Source organism: Priestia filamentosa (assembly GCF_900177535.1).
In the GTDB taxonomy this organism is placed as follows: Bacteria; Bacillota; Bacilli; order Bacillales; family Bacillaceae_H; genus Bacillus_I; species Bacillus_I filamentosa.
In genome coordinates this window covers 1,389,919-1,413,137 of record NZ_FXAJ01000001.1, presented here as the reverse complement: position 1 = coordinate 1,413,137, position 23,219 = coordinate 1,389,919, and the positions used below count along the sequence as shown (strand labels likewise).

The 23,219-nt window shown below is 34.4% G+C and carries 17 protein-coding genes; 8 read left to right on the top strand and 9 right to left on the bottom strand.

What is annotated here, in order from left to right; all coding sequences use genetic code 11:
• Positions 1 to 69 precede the first annotated feature (69 nt).
• From B9N79_RS07175 to B9N79_RS07160, 4 genes are all read right to left on the bottom strand, one after another.
• Complete coding sequence (locus B9N79_RS07175; RefSeq protein ID WP_046217613.1) at positions 70 to 1,410, bottom strand: MFS transporter; 1,341 nt, start codon at positions 1,408 to 1,410, stop codon at positions 70 to 72.
• 394 nt (positions 1,411 to 1,804) lie between these two features.
• A complete protein-coding gene (locus B9N79_RS07170; RefSeq protein WP_040061060.1) occupies positions 1,805 to 3,562 on the bottom strand; it encodes a thiamine pyrophosphate-binding protein in 1,758 nt (585 codons plus the stop codon).
• 54 nt (positions 3,563 to 3,616) lie between these two features.
• Positions 3,617 to 5,065 carry an aldehyde dehydrogenase family protein gene (locus tag B9N79_RS07165; protein ID WP_040061059.1) on the bottom strand — a complete coding sequence of 483 codons (1,449 nt, stop codon included), beginning with the start codon at positions 5,063 to 5,065 and terminating at the stop codon, positions 3,617 to 3,619.
• Between the two features lie 386 nt (positions 5,066 to 5,451).
• Complete coding sequence (locus B9N79_RS07160; RefSeq protein ID WP_040061057.1) at positions 5,452 to 6,156, bottom strand: GntR family transcriptional regulator; 705 nt, start codon at positions 6,154 to 6,156, stop codon at positions 5,452 to 5,454.
• A gap of 334 nt (positions 6,157 to 6,490) precedes the next feature.
• On the opposite strand from B9N79_RS07160, the gene B9N79_RS07155 reads away from it, so the two are divergent.
• The 3 genes from B9N79_RS07155 to B9N79_RS07145 are packed head-to-tail and all read left to right on the top strand — an operon-like array spanning position 6,491 to position 9,385.
• The gene (locus B9N79_RS07155) at positions 6,491 to 7,201 is read left to right on the top strand and encodes a FadR/GntR family transcriptional regulator (protein WP_040061055.1); all 711 of its coding nucleotides are present in this window, start codon (positions 6,491 to 6,493) and stop codon (positions 7,199 to 7,201) included.
• Between the two features lie 16 nt (positions 7,202 to 7,217).
• On the top strand, positions 7,218 to 8,426 hold the full coding sequence (locus B9N79_RS07150) for a CaiB/BaiF CoA transferase family protein (protein WP_019392690.1): 1,209 nt from the start codon (positions 7,218 to 7,220) through the stop codon (positions 8,424 to 8,426).
• Positions 8,426 to 9,385 carry a hydroxymethylglutaryl-CoA lyase gene (locus tag B9N79_RS07145; protein WP_040061053.1) on the top strand — a complete coding sequence of 320 codons (960 nt, stop codon included), beginning with the start codon at positions 8,426 to 8,428 and terminating at the stop codon, positions 9,383 to 9,385. The genes B9N79_RS07150 and B9N79_RS07145 overlap by 1 nt, the downstream gene beginning before the upstream one ends.
• 81 nt (positions 9,386 to 9,466) lie before the next feature.
• Here the strand turns inward: B9N79_RS07145 and B9N79_RS07140 are convergent, their stop codons facing one another.
• Together B9N79_RS07140 and B9N79_RS07135 are read right to left on the bottom strand one after the other, a co-directional pair.
• Complete coding sequence (locus B9N79_RS07140; protein WP_019392688.1) at positions 9,467 to 9,739, bottom strand: barstar family protein; 273 nt, start codon at positions 9,737 to 9,739, stop codon at positions 9,467 to 9,469.
• A 15-nt stretch (positions 9,740 to 9,754) separates the two neighbouring features.
• Positions 9,755 to 10,195 (bottom strand): ribonuclease, encoded by a 441-nt coding sequence (locus tag B9N79_RS07135; protein ID WP_040061402.1) that lies wholly within the window; start codon positions 10,193 to 10,195, stop codon positions 9,755 to 9,757.
• 576 nt (positions 10,196 to 10,771) lie between these two features.
• Between B9N79_RS07135 and B9N79_RS07130 the strand changes: the two genes are divergently transcribed.
• The 5 genes from B9N79_RS07130 (at position 10,772) to B9N79_RS07110 (ending at position 17,960) form a co-directional block, all read left to right on the top strand.
• The gene (locus tag B9N79_RS07130) at positions 10,772 to 12,022 is read left to right on the top strand and encodes an amino acid permease (protein ID WP_094041204.1); all 1,251 of its coding nucleotides are present in this window, start codon (positions 10,772 to 10,774) and stop codon (positions 12,020 to 12,022) included.
• A 235-nt stretch (positions 12,023 to 12,257) separates the two neighbouring features.
• On the top strand, positions 12,258 to 13,478 hold the full coding sequence (locus B9N79_RS07125; RefSeq protein WP_085118063.1) for a tyrosine-type recombinase/integrase: 1,221 nt from the start codon (positions 12,258 to 12,260) through the stop codon (positions 13,476 to 13,478).
• Positions 13,459 to 15,705 (top strand): tyrosine-type recombinase/integrase, encoded by a 2,247-nt coding sequence (locus tag B9N79_RS07120; RefSeq protein ID WP_167555105.1) that lies wholly within the window; start codon positions 13,459 to 13,461, stop codon positions 15,703 to 15,705. Before B9N79_RS07125 ends, B9N79_RS07120 begins: the two co-directional genes overlap by 20 nt.
• Positions 15,686 to 17,479, top strand: a complete 1,794-nt coding sequence (locus B9N79_RS07115) for a hypothetical protein (RefSeq protein ID WP_085118057.1) — start codon at positions 15,686 to 15,688, stop codon at positions 17,477 to 17,479. The genes B9N79_RS07120 and B9N79_RS07115 overlap by 20 nt, the downstream gene beginning before the upstream one ends.
• 1 nt (position 17,480) lies before the next feature.
• Positions 17,481 to 17,960, top strand: a complete 480-nt coding sequence (locus tag B9N79_RS07110) for a DUF6262 family protein (protein WP_085118054.1) — start codon at positions 17,481 to 17,483, stop codon at positions 17,958 to 17,960.
• A gap of 190 nt (positions 17,961 to 18,150) precedes the next feature.
• Here the strand turns inward: B9N79_RS07110 and B9N79_RS07105 are convergent, their stop codons facing one another.
• The 3 genes from B9N79_RS07105 to B9N79_RS07095 form a co-directional block, all read right to left on the bottom strand.
• A complete protein-coding gene (locus B9N79_RS07105) occupies positions 18,151 to 18,651 on the bottom strand; it encodes a hypothetical protein (protein ID WP_085118052.1) in 501 nt (166 codons plus the stop codon).
• A 544-nt stretch (positions 18,652 to 19,195) separates the two neighbouring features.
• Positions 19,196 to 21,019 carry an ATP-dependent helicase gene (locus tag B9N79_RS07100; RefSeq protein WP_085118050.1) on the bottom strand — a complete coding sequence of 608 codons (1,824 nt, stop codon included), beginning with the start codon at positions 21,017 to 21,019 and terminating at the stop codon, positions 19,196 to 19,198.
• Positions 21,016 to 23,019, bottom strand: a complete 2,004-nt coding sequence (locus B9N79_RS07095) for an ATP-dependent nuclease (protein ID WP_085118048.1) — start codon at positions 23,017 to 23,019, stop codon at positions 21,016 to 21,018. The genes B9N79_RS07100 and B9N79_RS07095 overlap by 4 nt, the downstream gene beginning before the upstream one ends.
• Between the last annotated feature and the right edge of the window lie 200 nt (positions 23,020 to 23,219).

Here is a 23,219-nt window from a genome sequence, read left to right as displayed (position 1 = left end):
GCCCTTCCATTTAATGATGCTTTTTGCGATTACTTTATGAGTTGCACCTTCTAAATCTTTCATTATATTTCACTTTTTATTATCAACTATTTCAACTCGTTTTACATCTCCTATAACGAATATGTAGGATAATGCTCCAACTAAAGCAACTGCACTAACAAAAATTAATGCTCCATTAAAAGAAGCTGTCCTGCTTACAATCACTCCGATAACAATAGGAGTAACAATAGCGGCTAAGTTCGCTGCAAGGTTGAATACTCCGCCTGCCAGTCCAACCAGCTCCTTTGGCGCCATATCTGAAACAAGTGTCCATGTAATATTGGACATGCCTTGAGCAAAAAAAGCAATGGACATAATCGTAATAACTAAGCCTATGGATTCTGTATAGTTCGCTAATACAATTGAACAAGAACCTAAAAGCCCAATAATAACAGGTGTTTTCCTGGCAATATTTAAAGACAAACCACGTTTCACCATTTTATCTGACCAGTATCCCCCTAAAAGCACTCCAATTCCTGCTGCAATATATGGGAATGATCCCATAAATCCAGCTTTTAAAAATGTCATTCCTTTTTCTTGAGTGAGATAGGTTGGAAACCATGTTAAAAAGAAATAAAGAGTGGAGGCAATTGAGAACTGTCCAAGATACATCCCAATAAACTGGCGATATTTGAACAGATGCTGTATATCTGACCATTTCATTTTATGACTCTGTTTGTCCTTTTCTATTTTAACAAGTGCCCCTCCCTCTTCTATATACTTCAACTCTTCTTCATTAATATGCTTGCTTTGCGTTGGCTCACGATAAACCTTAAACCAAACAATCGCAAATAATAGTCCAATAACTCCTGTTACAATAAAAATGGAGTGCCACCCAAAAGATGACAAAAGCCAAAACAAAAATGGCGTAGCTAAGGCTAACCCTACATATTCACCAGCCGTATAGACTCCTGTTGCCAACGCTCTTTCCCGCTGAGGAAACCATGACGCAACAACACGACTATTGGCGGGAAAAGCAGGTGATTCTGATAAACCTAGTCCAAGCCGGAGACCAAAAAGCGTACCAAAGTTTTTAGCAAATCCTTGAGCAAGAGTGAAACAAGAAAATAAGATGAGAGATAATCCATAGATGAGTCGAGGACCAAATCGATCTATAAACCATCCCCCTGGAATTTGCATAAAAGCATAGGTCCATCCGAATGCTGAAAGAATGAGTCCCATTGTTGCAGCATTTAACCCTAAATCATCTTGGATACTAGAAGCAGCGACAGCCATGTTTGTACGATCTAAATAGTTAATAGCTGTTCCTACAAATAGGAGAGCAAGAATTGTAAAACGTGCTCGAGATCGTTTTTTTCTTTTAACTTGTTGAATGGGCCTCTCCTTTTGTGTCTCCAATTGATAGCTCATCAATATTCCTCCTTTAAATAAGTCTGTTAAGAAAAGAAGGTATGTTAGCGCAAATTGGTGAATGATACATGCCGTTTTAATTTCTTTATCTTTATGTCTTCTTCACACCCTAATCTCCCTTTCTTATAAAAGCGAGACTTCTAATCATAACCCCTTTAAATCAAAGATACTAGAAAGCAAGAAAGAGATGAGTCTACCTTACTTTCTAGAGCAAAACAGATTGTTTCATATAAAAAATTTCCTCTACTCTATATGTGATTTCTTCCTTTCAACATCTATTATTTATTTGGAAACATGCTGTATCACATTTAGGGCAGTGAACACTCTAATACAGTAAGATGAGCTAAAGAAAGTTGTCTTTTCCTTTTCTCTGTTTCCTCCTCCCCCCTGCTTTTTAGACCGAGACATGGTGAATGGTTTTGTTCGGTGAATATATATCCATAATATTCCAATGGCCTGCTGTCGGGACTGGATTGTTTAACATAGCTACATCAATAACAAATGGTTTATTAGCTGCAATAGCTTTTTCTAGAGTTGGCTTAAATTCTTCTGCAGATTGAATTTTCACTCCTTCTACTCCATAAGCTTTAGCAATTGCTGCATAATCTGGTGAATAGTCTTCACCATCTTTTTTAAACACTGTACCGAGCGTTGTACCGAAATGTGCCTTTTGCAAACCAGCAATTGTACCAAACGCATAGTTATTCATAATAATCCATATAACCGGAATATTTTCTTCAGCTGCCGTAGCAAGTACGGCTGGATTTTGCCCAAATCCCCCATCACCCACAAGGGAAACAACAACTTTATCTTGTAAAGCAATTTTAGCACCGAGAGCAGCAGGAGCTCCAAATCCCATTGTTGCAAATCCTCCAGGTGTTAAAATACTGCCAGGTTCATAGATTGGAAACTGTTGGCCAACCCCATTCTTATTCCAACCTACGTCTGTTGTAATGTAAGCATCTCTTGGGAGTACTTGACGTACTTCTTCTAAAATTCGCTGAGGCTGCATTGGAAAGACATTATCTTGAATAAATTTCATATTATTCTCTTTAAACTCTTTGCGATATTCTGAGATTTCTTTCTCTAATTCTTTATTAATTATCCCTTGTGGTACAAGTTCTTTTGCCACCCTATTTAACACCGTTAAAGCTTGTTTTAGGTCAGCAACAACCCCCATTTCAACAGGATAGTTTCGACCAATCTCTGTTGGATCGATATCAATTTGAATGAGTTTTGTTGGTGGGAAATTAAATGTATATTCTGATTCCCAAGAGCTAGAATCAGCTTCTGCAAAACGTGTTCCAAGGGCTAAAATGTAATCAGCCTCTTTACATTTATTATTGATAAACTCTGTACCCCAAAAACCCGTCATTCCTAATGTTAAAGCATGGTCATCAGGTAAAGCGGATTTCCCCATTAAAGAATGAGCTACTGGAATACTTAAATGATCGACAAGTTCTTTCAATTCTTCTGCTGCATGTGCTAACATAATGCCACCTCCCACGTAAAGAAGCGGGTTTTTAGCATTAATAAGCGTTTCAATAATTTTTTTAGCGGTTATGTCATCAATAGAAGGTTTCTGAAAGTTTTTCGTATTGTGTTTTAAGCGCTGGAATAGAGAAACATCTATTTTCTCGGAAAAAATATCCATTGGAACGGATACAAGGACAGGACCAGGGTTTCCATTTTCAGCTATAGCGAAAGCCTTTTCAATAATTTCTGGAAATAACTCGGGGCTGTCTACTCTCCACGCTCTTTTTACAAATGGACGATAAATTTCATATTGGGAAGCATCCGCATGTAAGTTCACTTCTTGATGTGGATGTTTTCCATAATAATGAGTTGGAACGTCTCCAGCAATAACAACCATTGGAACTGAATCAAGGGCAGCATTCGCTACTCCTGTAGCTGCATTTGTCAATCCTGGGCCTAAGTGACTCAAAACAACAGAAGCTTTTCTTGTAACTCGAGCATATCCATCTGCTGCATGTGCTGAAATTTGCTCATGTCTAACGTTAATAAATTTAATATTACTTTCTTCCAAAGCTGTTAAAACGGCAATATTCGTATGTCCGCAAAGTCCAAAAATATGCTCTATGCCACGGTTCTCAAGATACTCTACTAGCTGATGAGAAATTAATTTTTTCATATGTCTACTCCTTCTTTAGAGATAATTAAGCATAAGCTAATTGCTCATCTATTTTTAATCATTATCAGAAAGCTGCAACACGATCATTTTTGTTTCTGTCATATCCTCTATCGCATATCGAGGACCTTCACGTCCAATTCCACTGTCCTTGACTCCCCCATATGGCCAATGATCAAGTCTGAAATTTGATGTGCCGTTAATCACAACTCCCCCCATGTCTAGCTTGCTTGCTACTTTGTAAGCTAAATCAATTTGATTCGTAAAAATTCCCGCTTGTAGACCAAATGAAGAATCGTTTGCTTCTTCAATTGCTTCCTCAATCGTTTCGTATGGAATAATACTCACAATTGGACCAAACACTTCTTCACAAATAACCTTACTTTTTTTAGGAGGATTCAGTAGTATAGTAGGCTCTACCGTTGCTCCAGATCGATTTCCTCCACAAATGACTTTTGCTCCTAATTCGACTGCTTCTTCAATCCACTCTTTCACACGCATCGCTGCATTTTGATCAACAACACATCCAACATCTGTATCAGGTAAAAGTGGGTCACCTATTTTAAGCTTGAGTACCTCTTCTTTTAACAGATTTGTAAACTTGTCTACGACTGATTGATGAACATAAATTCGTTGAACAGAAATACAACTTTGCCCAGAGTTACTAAAACCAGTTTTAGCGCACATTTTAGCTGCTCGTGTAATATCTGAATCATCGTGAATAATAGTAGCCGCATTTCCGCCAAGCTCAAGTAAAACTTTTTTCATTCCAGCTAGTTTACATATGTTTCTGCTTGCTACTGTCCCGCCTGTAAAGGATATAACGTTCACACGGTCATCTTTTACAATTTGTTGAACAACTTCTCTTCTGCCAAGTACCATACTAATCGCATTTTTTGGAAAACCTGCTTCAAGTAGCAACTTAATAAGTTCTGTAGCAACTAAAGTTGTTTGAGAAGAAGGCTTTAAAATGACGGTATTTCCTGCAGCAAAAGCTGGTCCAATTTTATGACAAACAAGATTTAAAGGAGCATTAAATGGAGTGATTGCTGCTACAACTCCTACAGGCACTCGAAAAGTGGAAGCAATAGCTTTTGTCCCTCGTTCAGAAGCATCACCTGGCAACGTTTCTCCCATTAACCTTTTAGCTTCCTCACCTGATAATTCAAATGTTTCAATAGAACGACTCACTTCATCTAGTGTATTTTTTAGAGGCTTTCCTAACTCAAGAGAGATAAGTTTGGCGAACTCCTCTTTTCTCTCCTCTAATAAATAAGCTACTCTCTTCAAAATTTTAGCTCTCTTATGAGAAGGGATAGCTGCTATCTCTTTTTTCGCTTCATAAACAGAGACTAATGCTTTTTCCACGTCTTCTTCAGTTGATAATAGTTGCTCTCCTATTACCTCATTTGTGTATGGACTTGTAATAGTAACCGTTTCACGTTCTCCTGAAATCCACTCTCCCTGAATATAAGGCTGAGATTTTCTAAAGTTTGTTTTTAACATATAAACCACCCATCTTTCTGAATATTTTTTCTTTTCACCCTTTAATACTGCCTTTATTTCGTTGTAGCCAATGTGTTTTTAGCTCTTTTATCATGATTATGAAAGGAACTAAACATTTTCTATGCTACTATCGCTTTCAACAGTATCTCTTAGTGCGCAGACTGCTTCATAAAATAACCAATCTTTCGCAAGGCAAACCTCATATTAAGTATGTTTGTCCTCACCTCCTTCAAAGTACCTTTTATTAAAAGTCTATTATCAAACGCTTACATTTTAACTTTATACTAGTATACAAGATGATTAAACATGCTTATTTTATTAAATTTGGAGATTGAAGAGCGAGCTTAAATCCATAATTTTTGACATGTTATGGATTTAAGCCTCTCTTAGTCTAATTGAAAATAATCAGGATATTTATCAATCACTTTTTGCAAATAATTAGGAGATTGTCTAAGATGTTTAGTTAAGAGGTCTTCTACTTTAACAGGATCTTTATTTATAAGAGCATCAAATATCGCTTGATGATCGTCCGTAATCCTGTTAGTATCCTTTCGATCATAGAATTCTAGATATCTTAATCTATTTACATGCCCACGAAGTCGGTTTATGAAAGAAAGAAGTGTTGCATTGTCTACTTCATCCATTACAATCTTATGATAAACTTCGTCCAATCGGAAAAATTCAACGTAATCTTGCTTACGTGATGCTTGTCTTTGTTCTTCTAAATTTTCTACAATACTTTTATACATTTTCTGAAATCGATCTTCTTCATTATTCCAATCTATTGCCACTTTCTTAAAAGCGCTTATTTCAAGACTCTCTCTTACAAACCATGCCTCCTTTACTTTTTTGGTTGAAATATAAGAAATACGAGCCCCTTTTTGAGGCAAGATTTCAATAAACTCTTCATTAGCAAGTAATCGGAAGGCTTCCCTCACTGGAGTACGACTAACTCCGAAATCAGAAGCTACTTCATTTTCATAGATCATTTCACCTGGCTTCAATCGAAGCGAAATAATTTCGTTGCGAAGATGAGCATATATGCTGTCTCCTAGCGTTTTTCGTTGATGAGAAATCTTAAATAATGTCATCTTTTATCACCCCAAATATCCAATATGCTTAATCAAATACTAGTATACAAGAGAATCAGAGAACGAGTTAGACTATTTTCTACTGTTCGCCCATTCATCAAACTTTAAAATGGGCTACTGGTTAGTCCAGTTTGATTACTTTTGATATTATCAGAAAATTTAATAATATGCAAAGGGAATTTTATTTTTTAAAAACCATCTTTGAAACAAGGAAGATAAATTTAATATATCTTAAAACATAATTGTGTTGACAGTTTTAAATTTTCTGAATATAATCTGAATTAATTGGACTAACCAGTGGCCCGGTTTATAATCCAATCAAGGAGGTTTACTCATGAGTAATGAATTATTTTCAAGCGTACGTAATGAAAGGATGTATGAAAAAATTGTTGTACAACTAAGACAATTAATAGCCGATGGAAAATTAAAACCTGGTGATCGCTTACCAGGTGAACGTGTCCTTTCTCAAACATTGGGATGCAGTCGCACTTCATTAAGAGAAGCATGTCGAGTACTAGAGGCAGAAGGACTTATTATTTCAAAACCTGGAGGAGGCAGGTTTGTTCAACATGTAGAATTAAATACAGATTCCCTCTTCTCTCTTGATCCTATTGATATGCTTGAGAAATCGGCTGTCCTCTATTTTTTAGAAGCAAGAGAAGCAATTGAGCCTAAAATAGCTGAGCTAGCAAGCCAAAGAGCAACATCTGAAGATATAAAAAAAATGGAAGCTGTTCTTCTTAAGATGGAGGAGCAATTAAAACATCCAGATGAAAATGTAGAGATTGATAGCAGCTTCCATCTCGCTATTGCTGAAGCAACTCAAAATTTTGTATTTGTTTCAATGATGAAAGCAAATTTAAGTATGAGCCGGCAAGTTCGTAAACAAACACTAAGTTCAGAAGAAAGGTACCTTCTATCTTTAGAAGAACACCGAGCTATTCTGAAGGCTGTAAAAAATAGAGATGGCAAAGAAGCTATAAAAGCTACTTGTCTTCACCTTCAAAATATTAAAGAAAATGTTCTTAAAAACTACCCAACATAACGGAGGAATGCTTCCTATGCTAACAACTAATTATGGACCTTTAACAGGAGTAAAGATTTTAGATATTTCCACCATGATTGCCGCTCCCTTTGGCGCTACTTTGCTAGCGGACTTAGGGGCGGAAGTAACAAAGATTGAGCTACCTAACAAAGGGGATACACTAAGAACAGTCGGTCCCTGGAAAGGCACAGAACCTTTAAGATGGCCAGGACTTGCTCGTAATAAAAAGTCTGTCACTTTAGACATTCGCTCTGATGATGGTAAAGATATTTTTAAAAAATTAATAAGTCAGTCAGATATTTTGATAGAGAATTTCCGCCCAGGCACATTGGAGAAATGGGGATTAGGCTATGAGGAACTGAAAAAAGTGAATCCTAAACTCGTTATGATGCGTGTATCTGGTTATGGACAAACAGGTCCTTACCGAGAAAAAGCCGGATTTGGTACTCCTGGTACAGCATTTAGTGGACATACTTTCTTGCAAGGTTATCCAGACAGACCGCCAGTTAGCCCTTCCTACTCTTTACTTGATTATGTGACAGGCATTTATACAGCGTTCGCTTGTGTAAGCGCTATCTACCATAGAGACGTACAAAATCAACCTGAAGGTCAAGTTGTGGAAATGGGTTTATATGAATCTATCTTCCGCATGATGGAGTTCTTAATTGCTGAATATGACCAAAATGGAAAAGTTAGAGGAAGAAGTCCTGGACTTGCTGGTCATTCGAGTCCTGCAGGTACGTATGAAACAAGGGATGGAAAATTTGTTGTACTTGTATGCAGTACAGACTCAACGTTCAATCGCCTAGCAGAAGCTATGGAAAGAACCGATATGTTAGAACATCCTCATTACTACACAAATTCGGAACGTTTAAAACACGATCATGAAGTTCAGGAAATTGTCTCAAGTTGGATTCGTCTTTTTACACAAGAGGAACTACAAGCAAAATTAGACTCATTTGGTGTACCTGTTAGCCCCATTTACAGTATTGAAGATATCTTTAATGATCCACAGTATAAGGAAAGAGAAAATATCGTAGAAGTTGAGCATCCCCGCTTAGGAAAAATTAAGGTGCCAGGAGTTGTGCCAAAATTTTCACACACGCCAGGAGCTATAAGACATCGGGCTCCTGAACTAGGTGAGCATAATGAGGAGATTTTAGGTGGAAAACTTGGTCTATCTTCTGAAGAATTAGCCCTTTTAAAAGAGAAAGGAGTTATTTAATGAATAGAGTTGAAGAAATAAAGTTACCCGAAAAAGTTGTGATTTGTGAAGTAGCACCACGAGATGGGTTTCAAGCTGAAGAGACGTGGATTCCAACTGAACGAAAAATCCACATTGTTCGAGAGTTAGCGAAAACAGGAATTCAATCAATAGAAATTACATCTTTTGTACATCCAAAAGCAATTCCTCAACTAAAAGATGCCGAACAAGTTGTAAAAAGCGTTCAAGATTTAACAGATATCAAATTCCGCGCTTTAGTACCGAATGTAAAAGGAGCACAAAGAGCGATTGATGCAGGAATCACAAAACTAAAACTTATGCTTTCTGCAACAGACTCTCACAGTTTATCAAATGCGAACTGCTCTGTCGAAGAGGCACAACTAGGCTTTGCTCCTATCATTGAACTAGCGGCTAAAAGCGGCGTTAAAGTTGGAGGTTCTATTTCAGTAGCTTTTGGATGCCCTTACGAAGGAAAAGTTCCCTTAGAAAGAATCTCCACCATCGTAGAGCGCTATACTGAAATGGGAGTTAATGAAGTTTCATTAGCTGATACAACAGGCATGGCAAATCCTAAACAAATCTATACAACGCTAGGGGTACTTAAGAAAAATTTTCCACAAATGACGTTTTCCATGCATCTACACAATACACGTGGACTTGCTTTTTCTAATGTTTTAGCAGCCTTGCAGCAAGGTATTATTCACTTTGATAGCTCGATCATTGGTTTAGGGGGATGTCCATATGCTCCTGGAGCAAGCGGAAACATCGCAACAGAAGATCTTGCTCATGGATTAGCTGAAATGGGGGTTGAAACAGGAATCAATCTTGATAAGCTGACTATTGCAGCTAGAAACATACGCGAATTGATTGGTCATGATGGTGGCAGTTATATACTACAAGCAGGACCTTTCTCTCAACTCTATGACAAACCTCATGTACAAGAGAAACTTGAAAAATAAAACATGATTAACTTTTTCACTCCTTCTATTTATTAACTCAAACTAAGAAAAAGGGAGAAGTATTAAGCTCCTCCCTCTTTCTTAGTTTAAAATAAAAGAAAACTCCTTCATCTCTTTTTCCACATCTTCAAAGAGCTTTTTAAATTTTTCTGCTCTCTTCCCTAACTCTTTCTCGCTTTCTTGATAATTTCTCCATGAGATAGTAAGAGGCTTTGAAGAATAAGCCATTAAAGTGTCCCAAAGTGCATCTAAGTTTCCTCCATAATAGCTTGGGAAATCTAACTCGCTTTTTAAAAAATCATGAAGTTCTTGTTCAGTTCCGATACGTTCTCCAGGAATTTCTACTATCTTCATCCATCAGTATCCTTTCTATCTCATTCTTTCAAATGTTTTGTAATGATCGGTTGTTTTATAAATAAGACCATCATTTGAGTATACAATACGCTTTGCATTACGGTAACCTGACACATAATCTATATCTGCTTCACGCCATACCCTTCCTGATTTCTCCGGGAGAGATCCTTCACGGTTAGAGAAAATATCTCCGCCGATACTTTTACCAGGAGCTACTTCAGCTAAGTTCCCTTCACTTGGCTCCCATCCTAAATTATATGCTTCACTTTTTGTTATATAATTGTCTGGAAGCTCACCGTATCTATCAATATAATTTGCAACGTCTTCAAATGATGTATAAGAAGCTGCTTCTACGTGATGATCTGCACTATTTGATATAGGACTTTGAAACGGAGCAAAGGTGAAAAATAAAAGAGCTGCCAACAGAACTGCACTAAACTGAACAACTTTTTTCATTGCTTTTCCTACTGTGTTTTTCATTTTACCACTCCTTTTTTAAATTCACTTCTATAATAGAACAAATTTTATTAATATTCTTAATTTTCAAGTTTAATTAACCTATTTTTAAATTTCACTTTACAATATTAATATCACCTTCAATAATTCAGTAATATTAATCAAACATACATCCTTTTGGTTTCCAGCTTATTTTCTTTCTCCCAACCGTGTATAAAGCTCGATATTGAATAAAATTGTGGTAACTTTCGTCTTTTCTTTTTTCATCCGCCTTACCCTATTAAGCGTAGATAAGAAAAATTACTTCTCCCTAATTCTCCTCAAAATCAAACAGATGAACGTTCTTAAATTCAAAACTAAACAACGTAGAAGTGCACAAGTTAGATTTACACCGCTCGATGTACGATGTAAAGCACTTGTCTGTCAATCCCTTATGAATTGCTTGAATATATGAAAGCGGAAGGTTAAAAGCGGCATTTTTTCCTCCGGCTTTTAACCTTTCCCTTCTTTCTATACATAAAAGTCTCCTCCTAGCCTCAAAATAAGCTTATATATTTTAAGAAGAGGAGGGACAGAATGAGCAGTTGTAGCGCAAAGGGTGCGAAAAAAGAAGGAAATATGAAATGGTGGCAGCTTTCTTTAGTGGGAATTGGCTGTACAATTGGAACGGGCTATTTTCTTGGATCAAGTATTGGCATTCGCTTGACAGGTCCCGCTATTATTTTATCGTTTTTAATTGCTGCATTTAGCACATATATGGTCTACAATCGATTAGCAAAAATGACAGCTGAAGATCCACAAGAAGGGTCTTTCTGCTATTATGCGCGAAAAGCACACGGTCATGGGGTCGGATTTGGGTGTGGCTGGAACTATTGGTGTTCTAATATTTTAATTATGGGAAGTCAGCTTACGGCTCTCTCTATTCTTACACGGTTTTGGTTTCCTGATGTGCCTCTTTGGGTCTTTACTTCTATTTATGCAGTTCTCTCTATTATTGTTGTCTTAACAGGCACAAGTGGATTTAACAAGCTTGAGAACCTTTTCGCTGTTATTAAAGTAGCGGCAATTGTGATGTTTATTATTTTAGCAATTGCTGTGCTATTCGGATGGATTGGAAAACATACGGGTGGTTTTCAGGAACATGATGCTTTTTTCACCTCTGGACTTAAGGGGTTTTGGGCTTCTCTTATTTATGCATTCTACGCTTTTGGAGGGATTGAAGTTATTGGCCTGATGGCTATGCAATTAAAGAAGAAAGAAGACGCGCCAAAAGCAGGAACTATGATGCTTCTTTTGCTTGCTATTATTTACGCTGTGTCTATTGGATTGGCGGTCATGATGACGTCTCTTCAACACTTTACAGAAGATGAAAGTCCCTTTGTTACTGCTCTTAATGACGATGGATTGGCCTTTTTTCCTCACGTATTTAACGCTGCAGTTATTATTGCAGGCTTTTCTGCTATGACAGCCTCTCTTTTTGGGGTGACCAATTTACTTGTGACTCTTGCTAAAGACAAAGATGCACCAGCTTTTTTTGAAAAAAAAATAAAAAAACTAAAAGATCTTCCTCTTCCCTCTCTAGGATTGGCTACAGTTGGGTTAATTGCTTCTATTATTGCTTCTTTTGCTGTACCAGGAAGAATTTATGAATACATTACGACTGCTGCTGGACTTATGATTTTATATAACTGGTTTTTTATTATTACTTCTTCCTTACGCCTTATTTCGTCTTCGCTTTTTCAGAAGATATTATCTTGGTTAGGACTTCTTCTCATTTTAGCAGCAGTTGTTGGTACCCTTTTTTCATCTTTAGTATACTATGTGTAGATGATATATATATAGAGGACTACTACTCATAACAACTTCTATATAAGGGTTAAAATAGTACACATCTTTACATAATGTACATGATATAATTAAAGAGGAAATTTTAAGGGCATGATGCTAAGAATTATTGGTGGATTGAGAACAAAGTCCCATAGTAGGTATCTAACAAAACAAACACTTTTAAGCTTATTACGACAGTAGAGAACAAATATAGGACTGGGAAAGGTTTAGATAAATGAAAAAAACACTTACAAATACGTACAACTTAAAAGTTGAGAAGGCTCTTAAATCCACTTTTAATGATAGTGAGGAAAAAAGAATTCAATACTATATCACAGAAGATGACTTACCTCTTTATGAAGTCAACAGATGGCTTGAATTAGTGAGCATAAATAGTTTTAAAAGCGGTGAAAATTATGCTTACAAGTTACTATCTTATCTAAGATTCTTGAAGGGAAAATACCAAATCCATTATAAAGAAGTGTACAAGAAAAACATTATAGTGGATTACATAAAGTACTTATTATACGGAGACGAAGTTATGGCAAAGTTGCAAGGTAAACGTTCTTGGAACTCTATATCTGAGTACATTTCAGTGATAAAAAGCTTTTATGATTGGCTTGAGGACGAGAAAGAAATAGATACTAACCCAGTTACCTACGGTAACATACAAAATAAAAAAACCGGTAGAAAACATATGAAGAAAAAATTGCTTTACGGAGAAATATATAACTTTGACCTTGATGCAAAGCATAATATTACCAATAAACTTCGATATAGAGAAAAAAGAAGTCACTTAAAATGGTATACAGAAAAGGAAATTAAAATGATTACCGATGCCCTATCAACTAGAAGAGATAAGCTAGTATTTCAAATTCTAGTTGAGACTGGGACAAGAATAGGGGAATGCCTTGGACTTCGATTGCACCATCATGATATGCATGAAGGAATTTTGATGATAAGGAAAAGCGAAAATGTAGAAAACAAAGCTACAGTAAAAACAAATGAGCGTGATTTGTACATAACCGACACCTTAAATGATGAGATTCTAGAATACATTAGAAGTGATAGAAATAAAGTTGATATTACCCTCTCCGATTACTTATTTTTAAATTACAAAGGTTCTAACAAGGGACAACCTTTAGAGCAAAAGAACTTTTTAAAAATTTTAAAGAGAGCTGGAGAGAGAGCTGGATTGGACCCACGTAAAATTATTACTCATGCAGGTAGAAGCACTCGTGCTCAACACCTATTAGATTTATTAGCAGAGGGAAAAATAACCGAAGGCTTTATTACTCAAGAAATGGGATGGGCAAGTATAGATACGTTAAAACAGTACGTAAAGGGTTTTGATACAAGGAAACGGATAGAGGTAGCCAAGAATATTAAGGAAAGACGAATTAAAAAAGCAGACGAAAAGAATGGGGAGAAACAAGATGTTTCACATAACCGTTAATGAGCGAACGAAAAAACTTAACTTAAAAGAAATTGTTATAAACGGTCATGCTTTTACTATCCATAGAAATTTTGATTTTGTTTATTCAACACTTCCTAATGTGCTTTTAAGATTACGTGCAAGTTTCATAGATAAAAACATTAATGAAGTACATTCAATCTTAAAACAATACAAACAAATTAATCCTACTATATTTGAATGTGTTGAAGTATTGTTCCCAAAAGAATTTGAAGAATATTTTAAGCACCTATGTGATTACTTTTTCTATGAATTAAACGAGATTACAACCAGCTTCCGTCCTGTTCTAAGGTTTATAATCACAAACAATTTAGAGAAGTCTTTACATTCTCCTAGTTGCATAAGCGCCACATACTACTCAACCTTATCTGTTCCTAAACAAGCATTCTCTTCCTATCTCGATGATAAATTCCTAGAATTAATGGATGCTTTTAGACAGGACAATTTAAACCTAATTAGAACACTTTCTTTTCCTTTAGGAGAGAAAACTTTAATTGAGAGAATTTATTCTGATGATACGTACATAGAAACCTTTGAGTCTTTTGTAGAAAGACTCGTTGATTCTTTATCTCAACAAGAAGAATCATTCTCTGCTATAGGCCTTTCTAGATATATTTTTGGACAGACAACTAGAGAGGAAAAAAGAAGACTTCTTGCCTTTACTAAATTAGAAGTTATTAAAAAAGCAGTTTCTAAAATATATACGTCTATTGCTAACAAACCCAATTCCTATCAAATATCTGACGATATATGGTTTATAAAAAGAAGGAATATTCAAGGATTTAATAGGTTCAAACTTGATTTTTCTTTATTTTCTAATAAGGACAAACCATTTATAAAGAGATATATACATGAACTTGTAGAAAAGACATCAGAAAAAGAAGAGAAAATATCTAGACGGCTTCATTCTATTAGAACTTTATACTCTTACTTCACAGAGTTACCATACAAAGAAGTCACTTCCCTTTCAGACCTTAACTACTATCATCTAATTCATCTTAGAGACTATCTACAGCAACTATTAGGTACAGATGGGAAAAGAAAATACACCGTAGCCACCATTCACGGAATGTTTACTGTCGTTAGAATCTATATGGATTGGTACATAGAAAATATTAACCCCAAACAGAGTAATACCTTTAGAGAGTTAAAGTTTCATAATGTCAAAGCGTTTAGTGAGAATACATCATATATACCAGAGTCAGTAATTGAGCAATTGGAAAATAAATTACACCATTTACCTGAACCTTTTCAAAATGCCTGGACAATTATGATAAACTGTGGGCTTCGTTTCTCTGATGTCCAACATTTAAAATTAGATTGTATTACATATGATAATGAAATTAACTCCTATGTAATGACTTATCGAAACGTGAAAATGCAAACCCTTAGGGTTAAGAATGGAGAACCCATATACCATACAATACCTGTATCTCAAATTGTTGTGGATGCTGTAGAACGTCAAAAAGAGATTACTAATAACTTAAGAGTGATAGCAAATACTGACTATCTATTTATAACGTTTAATAACTCCGCAATCGTTAAAATTAACCCAGTCAGCATAGCGCATAGCATAAATACTATAATAAAAAGATACAATATTTGTGATGAAAACGGAGAACTATATCATTACAAAAATCACCAATGTCGAAAAACTCTTATTGTGGATTTATTGTCTCAAGGAATGTCTTTACGACAAGTAGCAGACTATGTAAATCATTCAGAGGAGACTTCCGCCTTACATTATAGAGATGTAGAAAATAAAAAAATAGCTCAACTAGACAAGGATATGTTTGAGCAATTATTTATGGAGACGTTGGATGAAGACATTACGAGTCAATATGAAGATGAAGAACTAGAATCCCTCTTTAAAGAAGTTAAACTAGGGGCTAGAGAAACACCTGAAGGACACGGTACGTGTGTTAAACATGTTTCTTTTGGACCGTGCCACAAGAAAAGCTGCGTAGGTTGTAAAATGCTTGTATCTGGACCTCAAAAATTACCAAAGTGGTATCAATTATACAAGGAACAACAAATGTATATTAATGAATTAGCAAACGAATACCAACAGATGGATATTAGTAATTTTCAAGAACATAGAATTTATCAACAGGAAAGTCATTTACTTGGGGTTTATAAAGAGACCATAAATAAGATAGAGAAATGGGCTGAACGTAGGGGGATTTCAATTGAGCAATATAAAAACTAAAACTTTAGAACCTATTACTACTTTTTCTGACATAGAAACATTTAAGGCTCAACTTAGACTTAAAACCCATCAATATGGAAGTTTTAGCTTTGAAGATGACGAATGGTATTTTGAGAAATTACATAACACATCATCAGGCAAAGCAGCCTACACGATTTTCTTCTCTAAATATCCAATAGAATATCGAACTAATCTAAAATATTTCACATTAATGCTTAATGACAGTGTATCAGTAAGAAAGAGTAAAGTATCTCGTACGCGATACTTCCTAGATTTCTTTAAAGAACACTTTTCTTCTACGAGCTTTAAGAATACTAATCGTAAAATACTTAATTATTATGAAGAATATCTAAGACAACAAAGTGACATATCAGATAACGAGAAAAGTAGACGTTATGCTGCCCTAATAGATTTCTTTCCAAAGATGAGTAACTTTTCTGGCTTTCCAAAAGAAAATCCAACTAAAAATAAAAATCCATTTCATATGGTGAACAAAAAACATCCTGAAAAATACATTCCTACTGAAGTTGTAAAACAATTTGACAAAATCATGAAAGATGAAAGGCATAATATACCAACTTCTTTAAGATTAGCCTACTGGCTTCAACGTTCTTTCCCTAATAGAATTACCGAGGTTACTTCTATTCCTGTTGATTGTCTTAAGTCCCTTTATAACATGTATATAATTAACATCCCTTCTACCAAACAAAATGGTGGATATATTCAAGAAGAGATAAAAACCATTCCTGTTATTAACTCTGGTCATGGGAAATATATAGTCGAGTTAATAAAAAGGGCTCAAGCACAAACCAAGATGAACTTGGAAGCTTATCCCATTGAAGACAAAGATAAGAACTTCTTATTATTAGAAACTATCTTTGATTTTAAAATTGAACATGGAAAGTTAACCTTTACTAGTTCTGCGTATATTCATAAAAAGATTTTAGAATATAGAGCCAAATACCCTTCTCTCAGCCAAAACGAACTATCAAAAAAACTTATTGAAGATGAGATTCCAGCAAAAGTATGTAGAGTACACATCGCTTTAAGCCGAGGACTTACTAAACAGTACTCGCATCTCAGACCTTTTGACTCTCAACGATTTAACAGTTCTTTAAATAAAATAGCTGCACTATGTAATGTAAAGGATGAAAATGGAAAAATATATAAAATTTCTAGTCATCAATTTAGACACAATGCAACAACAGATAGACTTTACATTGGTGGTTATACCATGGACCAGGCATTAGCAGTGAGACATGATAAAAGTACCTCAATGCCTATGCAGTACGTTCACCAACAAAGAGAAATGCACAAAAAGATGTGGCTAGAAACTAATAGCCTAAAACCTCCTACTGAATCTCCTGTTGAATTCAAAGGACGTATTATGAACCTCTCTGACAAAAAAACATTAAGTCGACTATCGGGAGACCCCAAAATGTATTTAACATGGGAGGCTAATAGTAAAAAAGGCGTTGGGCTATGTAGTATGATATCAGGTTGTAAACCCGATGGGACTTCTATTCATTTTGAGTGTTATGAATGCAATTGGTTTGTCCCAAAAGCAGAATATCTAGAGGATTATAAAAAAGAAATGCACTATTGGGAGAAACTGATGAATACCACAGCTGGTCACCCTAAACGGGCAGCCACATTTGAAAATGCCACTAGAAATGTAAACTGCTTAGAAAGAATTATTCGAATATGTGAGAATGGAATAGATAAATATAAGGCAGAACTTGAAGAGAAAGTGAAATCAGGAGTGATGAACTAAAATGGAACTACCTAACAAAGGACTAAAAAAACTTCAGGAAGAAAAACGCCAAGGAACAATAAATATTATTAAATCCTCTATTGAGGATATTCATGATTACGAAGGTAATAGCGCTGATATAACAGCAAAGAAACTTCAGGAATATACAGGTTTATCACGTTCAGCTCTTTATAAGGAACATGCCTTAAAAATATGGAATCCTCAACTGTGGGAAGAGCGTTATGTTGAAAAAACGAAGGTGAAAAAAAAGTTAGAAGTTAGATATTTAAAAGAACTCGAAGAGTTACAAAAAGAGATTAACAATGCCCACAAACAAATAAATAAATTAGAAAAGAAAAATTTAAAATTAGAAAATGACTTAGAAATCGAAAGAAAGCGAAGAGAGGTTAAAGAAATAGAGATTGAGGAAATAAAGGAAAAAAACATGAAGCTTTTAGCTGAATGTCAACGGTTAGCGCAGATTATACATGTGCATAATTAATATAGAAAATAAGTTAAAAAAGGTTATAGTAAACTGTCCTATTTTAGTAAAGATAAAAATGAGAGATTAAATCCTTATTACAAAGCTAAAACGTTGTAAATACAAATTAGGCAAAAGCATACTGATTCCATTATGCTTTTGCCTAATAATTCCGGTGATTAGGGATTTTAAATATAAAGGAACAATATGTCTAGTTTTTTGAAGTTATGAAATCTAACAAAGGCTCAAAACGCTCAACTGTTATCGGTACTTTACTCCCACTTATAACTGTTAATGCTTCTGATATATATTTTTTTAGTTTCTTTATTTCCTTCTTCATAGACATAACAGCACTATCAATAGTTATTGAATTATCTTCATTACCTAACACGTAGTCTTGTTCAACCGCATTGCATATATCATCTATGACTTCTTTAACTTCTCCATCTTTATATATATAATCGTAGACAAAATAATTTGCATGTAAAAATTTTAAATGCCCTTCATTTCCTCCAGCTGCACAAACAGCTGCAAGCAAGACTTCTTCGTATGCGTCCTCATAATCTATGTCTAATTCGTTCATTTCTACAGGAAAAAGGTTTTTAAAGTCCATTATAATTTTCTCACCTAACACGTAACACGCTCTATATAATTCTACACACCAGACAATATCCTTAGGGTTTTCAATCACGTTCTTATAATACTTATCCACTACATAAACACATCCCAAAACTAAAATTACTTTAATATGTTAAACGCCAGGAAATAGTATAGCAGATATTATAAAGGGATTAAAATCTGATATTTGTCCTATTTTACAGCCCCTTAATGTTAAATTGCCCTCGTTTCTATCAAATACTAGGTAAAAAGGTTATATGCTAAATCACATTCTAGTCACGAAATTCTAAAGATGTACTTTTTGTGAGGAATACATAACTTCGAATATATTGAGAGGACTCGAATTTTAATCATTATGGTGAATGGTAGATATTAAGCTATCATTGTTTAACCTAAAGGAATTTTCACAATGAAAAGCAAAGAAATGAACAGAACTATATGTCAATTTCCTCTCGTAGAGGATATTAGTAAGATTATAAAGAGGGAATCCAAGTCATTGGATTTTTCTACATTACACTTTATACTAAGTATTAAAACAACATTAAGATAAAAAACTACGCTTCTCCTTATACCTGTTGAAACGTAGTTTTGGGTTTTATTAATCTCTTTTAATAGAAACTATTTTATAAAGGAAAATACTACTGAAGAGATTTTCTCTTTTCATTTATAGCAAGTAATTCAGTCCAAAACATGGAAGGTCTCTTGTTAAAGGTCCTTATTCCATATCGTGTTTTACTGGTAATCCGTTTAGACCTTAATAAGTAACAAACCCTTTTTGCTCTAGTAATACATACAAAAAATATTCTCCTTTGCTCACTAAGAAACTTAGGAATTTCTACCGTATAATGTTGTGGAAAATTCCCTTCTTCTAGCCCTAACATTATAACAACTTCGAACTCTAATCCTTTTGAGCTGTGCCTTGTAGATATTGTAATTTGATTCTCGGCTTTTCCAATATACGAGAATTTATTCAAATCATAACTTTTTAATTCTCCATCCCTTATTTCATTCTTAAATAACTCTATTATCTCGTTTTCTGTTATATACTTAGGAGATTGATACAACTTTTCTTTCAAATTAAGAGCACTAAATAAATATGTAAACCAATCATTAAGATTATCTTTATAAATCGCGCTTTCTCTTAAAACTGAAAATAGTTTTTTTCTTTGCATAATTTTATCTTTTTCTTGTAAGCCACTATTATTAGTTTCATATAGGAACCGTATCCAAAAATCATATATATCAGAAAATACTATATGTTTGTTTTCAAGTATCCAACAAGCACAATCTTTCATCCATAAAATAATCTTACTCTTTAGAAATTCCTGCTTAGCTAGGTAGTAAGGAATATTTTCCCTATCCATCATTCTACCAAGGTCTTGCATTTCATTTCCCTTACTAACTAGAACACATATCTCATTTAAAGGGATTCCTTCTTTCAAACAGGTTGGAATAATTTCTTTAACTACCTTTTCATACTGGTCGTCTATGTTATGTTCGCACGTAATAAAATGAAACTCGCCTTCTTCTTCTTGTCTTAAACCAGCCTTATATTCTCTATCATCAATATTTAAAGCAATAGAAGCAGCATCAATTATATCCTGATTGCTTCGATAATTAGTTTTTAAATCCACAGATACAAAATTCGAGTTATGATATAGTTCCAACAAGTACTCTGGAATAGCTCCTTGAAAACTGTATATGGATTGGTCCGGGTCTCCTACAGCAAATATTTTAATATTTGTCTTGCTAAACAAAGTTAATACCATTTCATGGAGAGGCTTACCTAAATCTTGATACTCATCAATTAGAATCCAAGGAAATTTAGCTTCCAAACATTTCCTCACATATTCTTGTTCTCTAATTAATTTAGTGGAACATTTAACAATTTCCACAAAATCAACTTTACCGTTTTCATAAAGGTAGTTTTCAAACTCCTTCGCTACAAGTTGTGCTTTCTCATCTGCTTCCGATTTAATGGAACTATCTCCTGGAACTAACTGATTTCTTTCTTTATCCATTTTACTAGTGGTTACATCTTTTTCTGTCATTTGATGTTTTTTAAGTATCTCTTTAAAAATTGCATTCTTCTCTGTAGTAGAAATTATGTTTAAAGGTAAGGATATATTAACATCATATAGGCTTGCAAAAGGAACGATTATTTCCGAGATACAAAAAGAATGAACAGTATCTAATACAACATTTTGTCTACTTTGGTAACCATAGGATTTTAACCTATCTGTAAACTCCTTTGCAGCCTGGTTACTATAGGTGATACAAGCTAGTCCTCTTGGCGGGTTAATCCTTTCATTTAGTAAGGACATAATTTTCAGTGATAAAACTGTAGTTTTTCCACTTCCAGGTCCCGCTTTTACAACGGTACTAGTATTTGATAAAAAAGCTTTATATTGGTCCAGGTCGTCTTTAATTTGATTTAGCTTTTTGATATATATCTGATTCATAAGCAATTTACCTGGTTGTATATATACTCAATAGCATTTTTAATGTAAGGAGGAATATGGTCTTGTGTACATTCAACAGATAAACTCTGAGCAAATCGTCCTTTTCCAATACCTGCATGCTGACTTTCCACTTTTTTCAAGCATTCCGGATACTCTTTGTTATCCAAGCTTCTCTTAAAATTTTGTTTTTGTCTTGGACCCCCTTCTGTTAATTCATTAAATACATTAATAAATACTTCTGTAGATTTTTTCGCATCAGCTTGTCTCATCATATCAATTTCCATAGTATATAATCCCACAAAAAGTCCCTGTTCAAAGAAAAATTTATATTGGGCGTTAAGGTCAGCCGATTCGTAATCACCTTCTATTTTTTTTAACTCTTTGCACATTCTATGCATTCTTTCTAAACCATCAGACCCATAACCCAAAGTTTCATGTGTTTCATTATAAATACTTCCAAACTTTCTTTTCTTCTCTTCTTTCTCTATTTTGTAAAAATAGTAATCTCCATCGGTAATCACCACATATGGTATTCCTAACTCATCAAGGAATTGTACATAAGGTTTAAAATTCGTTGAATTTACATTACAACAGATAATACCTTTTTCGTCTAAAGGCATATGCAATAGCTCTGCAAAACTAGGAATTAAGTATTCTTCTGCTATCCCTTCAATAAGAATAATCCCCTTACCAAAGTATAGCTCTCCTTTTTTTACATCTATATATCTTGCTAAATCTTTTCTTTCCCTGTCATTTAACTTTAAAGAAGCAGTTGATTTTATATTTGTACCATTATCTAATGAATGTAAATGTACAATAGATTCTAACGGAGCAACCGATGTAATATGAGGTGAGTGAGTTGTCATTAATACAGACGTATTCTTTTTCATTACATCTTTATAAATTAACCTTTGTAAAACTGGATGTAGATGTGATTCTGGTTCCTCAATAGCCAAAATAGTAAATCCATTATCATTTGAATAATAATTGTCCATAAACTCATATAACATGATTTGTAGCTCTTTTTTCAACTCCTCTTTTATAACATAATTTCCTTTTTCATTTTTGTCATAACAATCTTTAACTACCCCACTATGTTCCTCTTCTAATAATTTTAAATATACATCCTCTTTTAATATAGGAGGAATGGTTTTGTCCTCTAACGAAAGTAATATAAGAGAAATATACAATATGTTGCTTATACCTAAACTAGTATCCCCTGTTGTTCTCTTTCCCTGACCAATCATTATTCTTAATGTGTTCAAAATCCTATCAGGGTCTGATTCAATTGTTTCAAGGGATATTGAAGAATCAACTTGTCCACCTATAACATTGGAAAATCTAGCATTAATACTATCTGTTAAATGAACCAATTCATCAATAGAGAGCACTTCATCGCTTGTTTCCTTTAGTTTGTCAGCAATCTCTTTTAATTCGCCTTTTCTAATGTCGTAGTTCTTAAGAAGTTGATTAATTGGAGATTTTTTTATATGTTTCATTTCCGATTCTACATCTCTCATAGCAGGAATCACTTTTATATTTAAGTACTTCCTATGGGAATGAGAAAAGGAAACTTCTTGTCTTTCTCCTTGATAAATTCGGTATTCATATTCATAACCTTTATTAGTCTTTTTAGTTGGATAGTATTGATAAGTTAAGCGCAAAGTAGCAGGTTTATCATTTACTGTAGCGTCAGATAAAATAGATAATAATGTACGATTATGGTTAAACTCTCTAATTTCAATAGATATTAGAATTTCTTCACCGTTTTCCATTGGCGATTCCAAACCTTCGTAGAAGTCACTTTCTTTTAAATATCGGTCCTCTTCTGATAATTTAGGGTCCAATATTAGTTGTAAGGCTCTTAGAAAATTGGTTTTCCCTACATTGTTTTCGCCAATTATGACTTGCTTATGACTTAGTTCTACGTCAACATCTTTAAAGTTTCTAAAGTTTTTAATTTTAACTCTTGATATATAAGGTGCACTTGGTATGTTCAATGTTTATAATTACCTCCTCTTATTACCTCTTTATATAATAAAATAACAGAGAAATAATTTCCATCGATGACTACTATATACCTAACTTATTTCTATTTAACCCACCAATCGCACAACTTATTAACCATATTTCTAGAAAGTCACTTGATTAATCTTTTTATAAAATGGCTCTGTTAAACCTTAATATTGATATTAAGCGT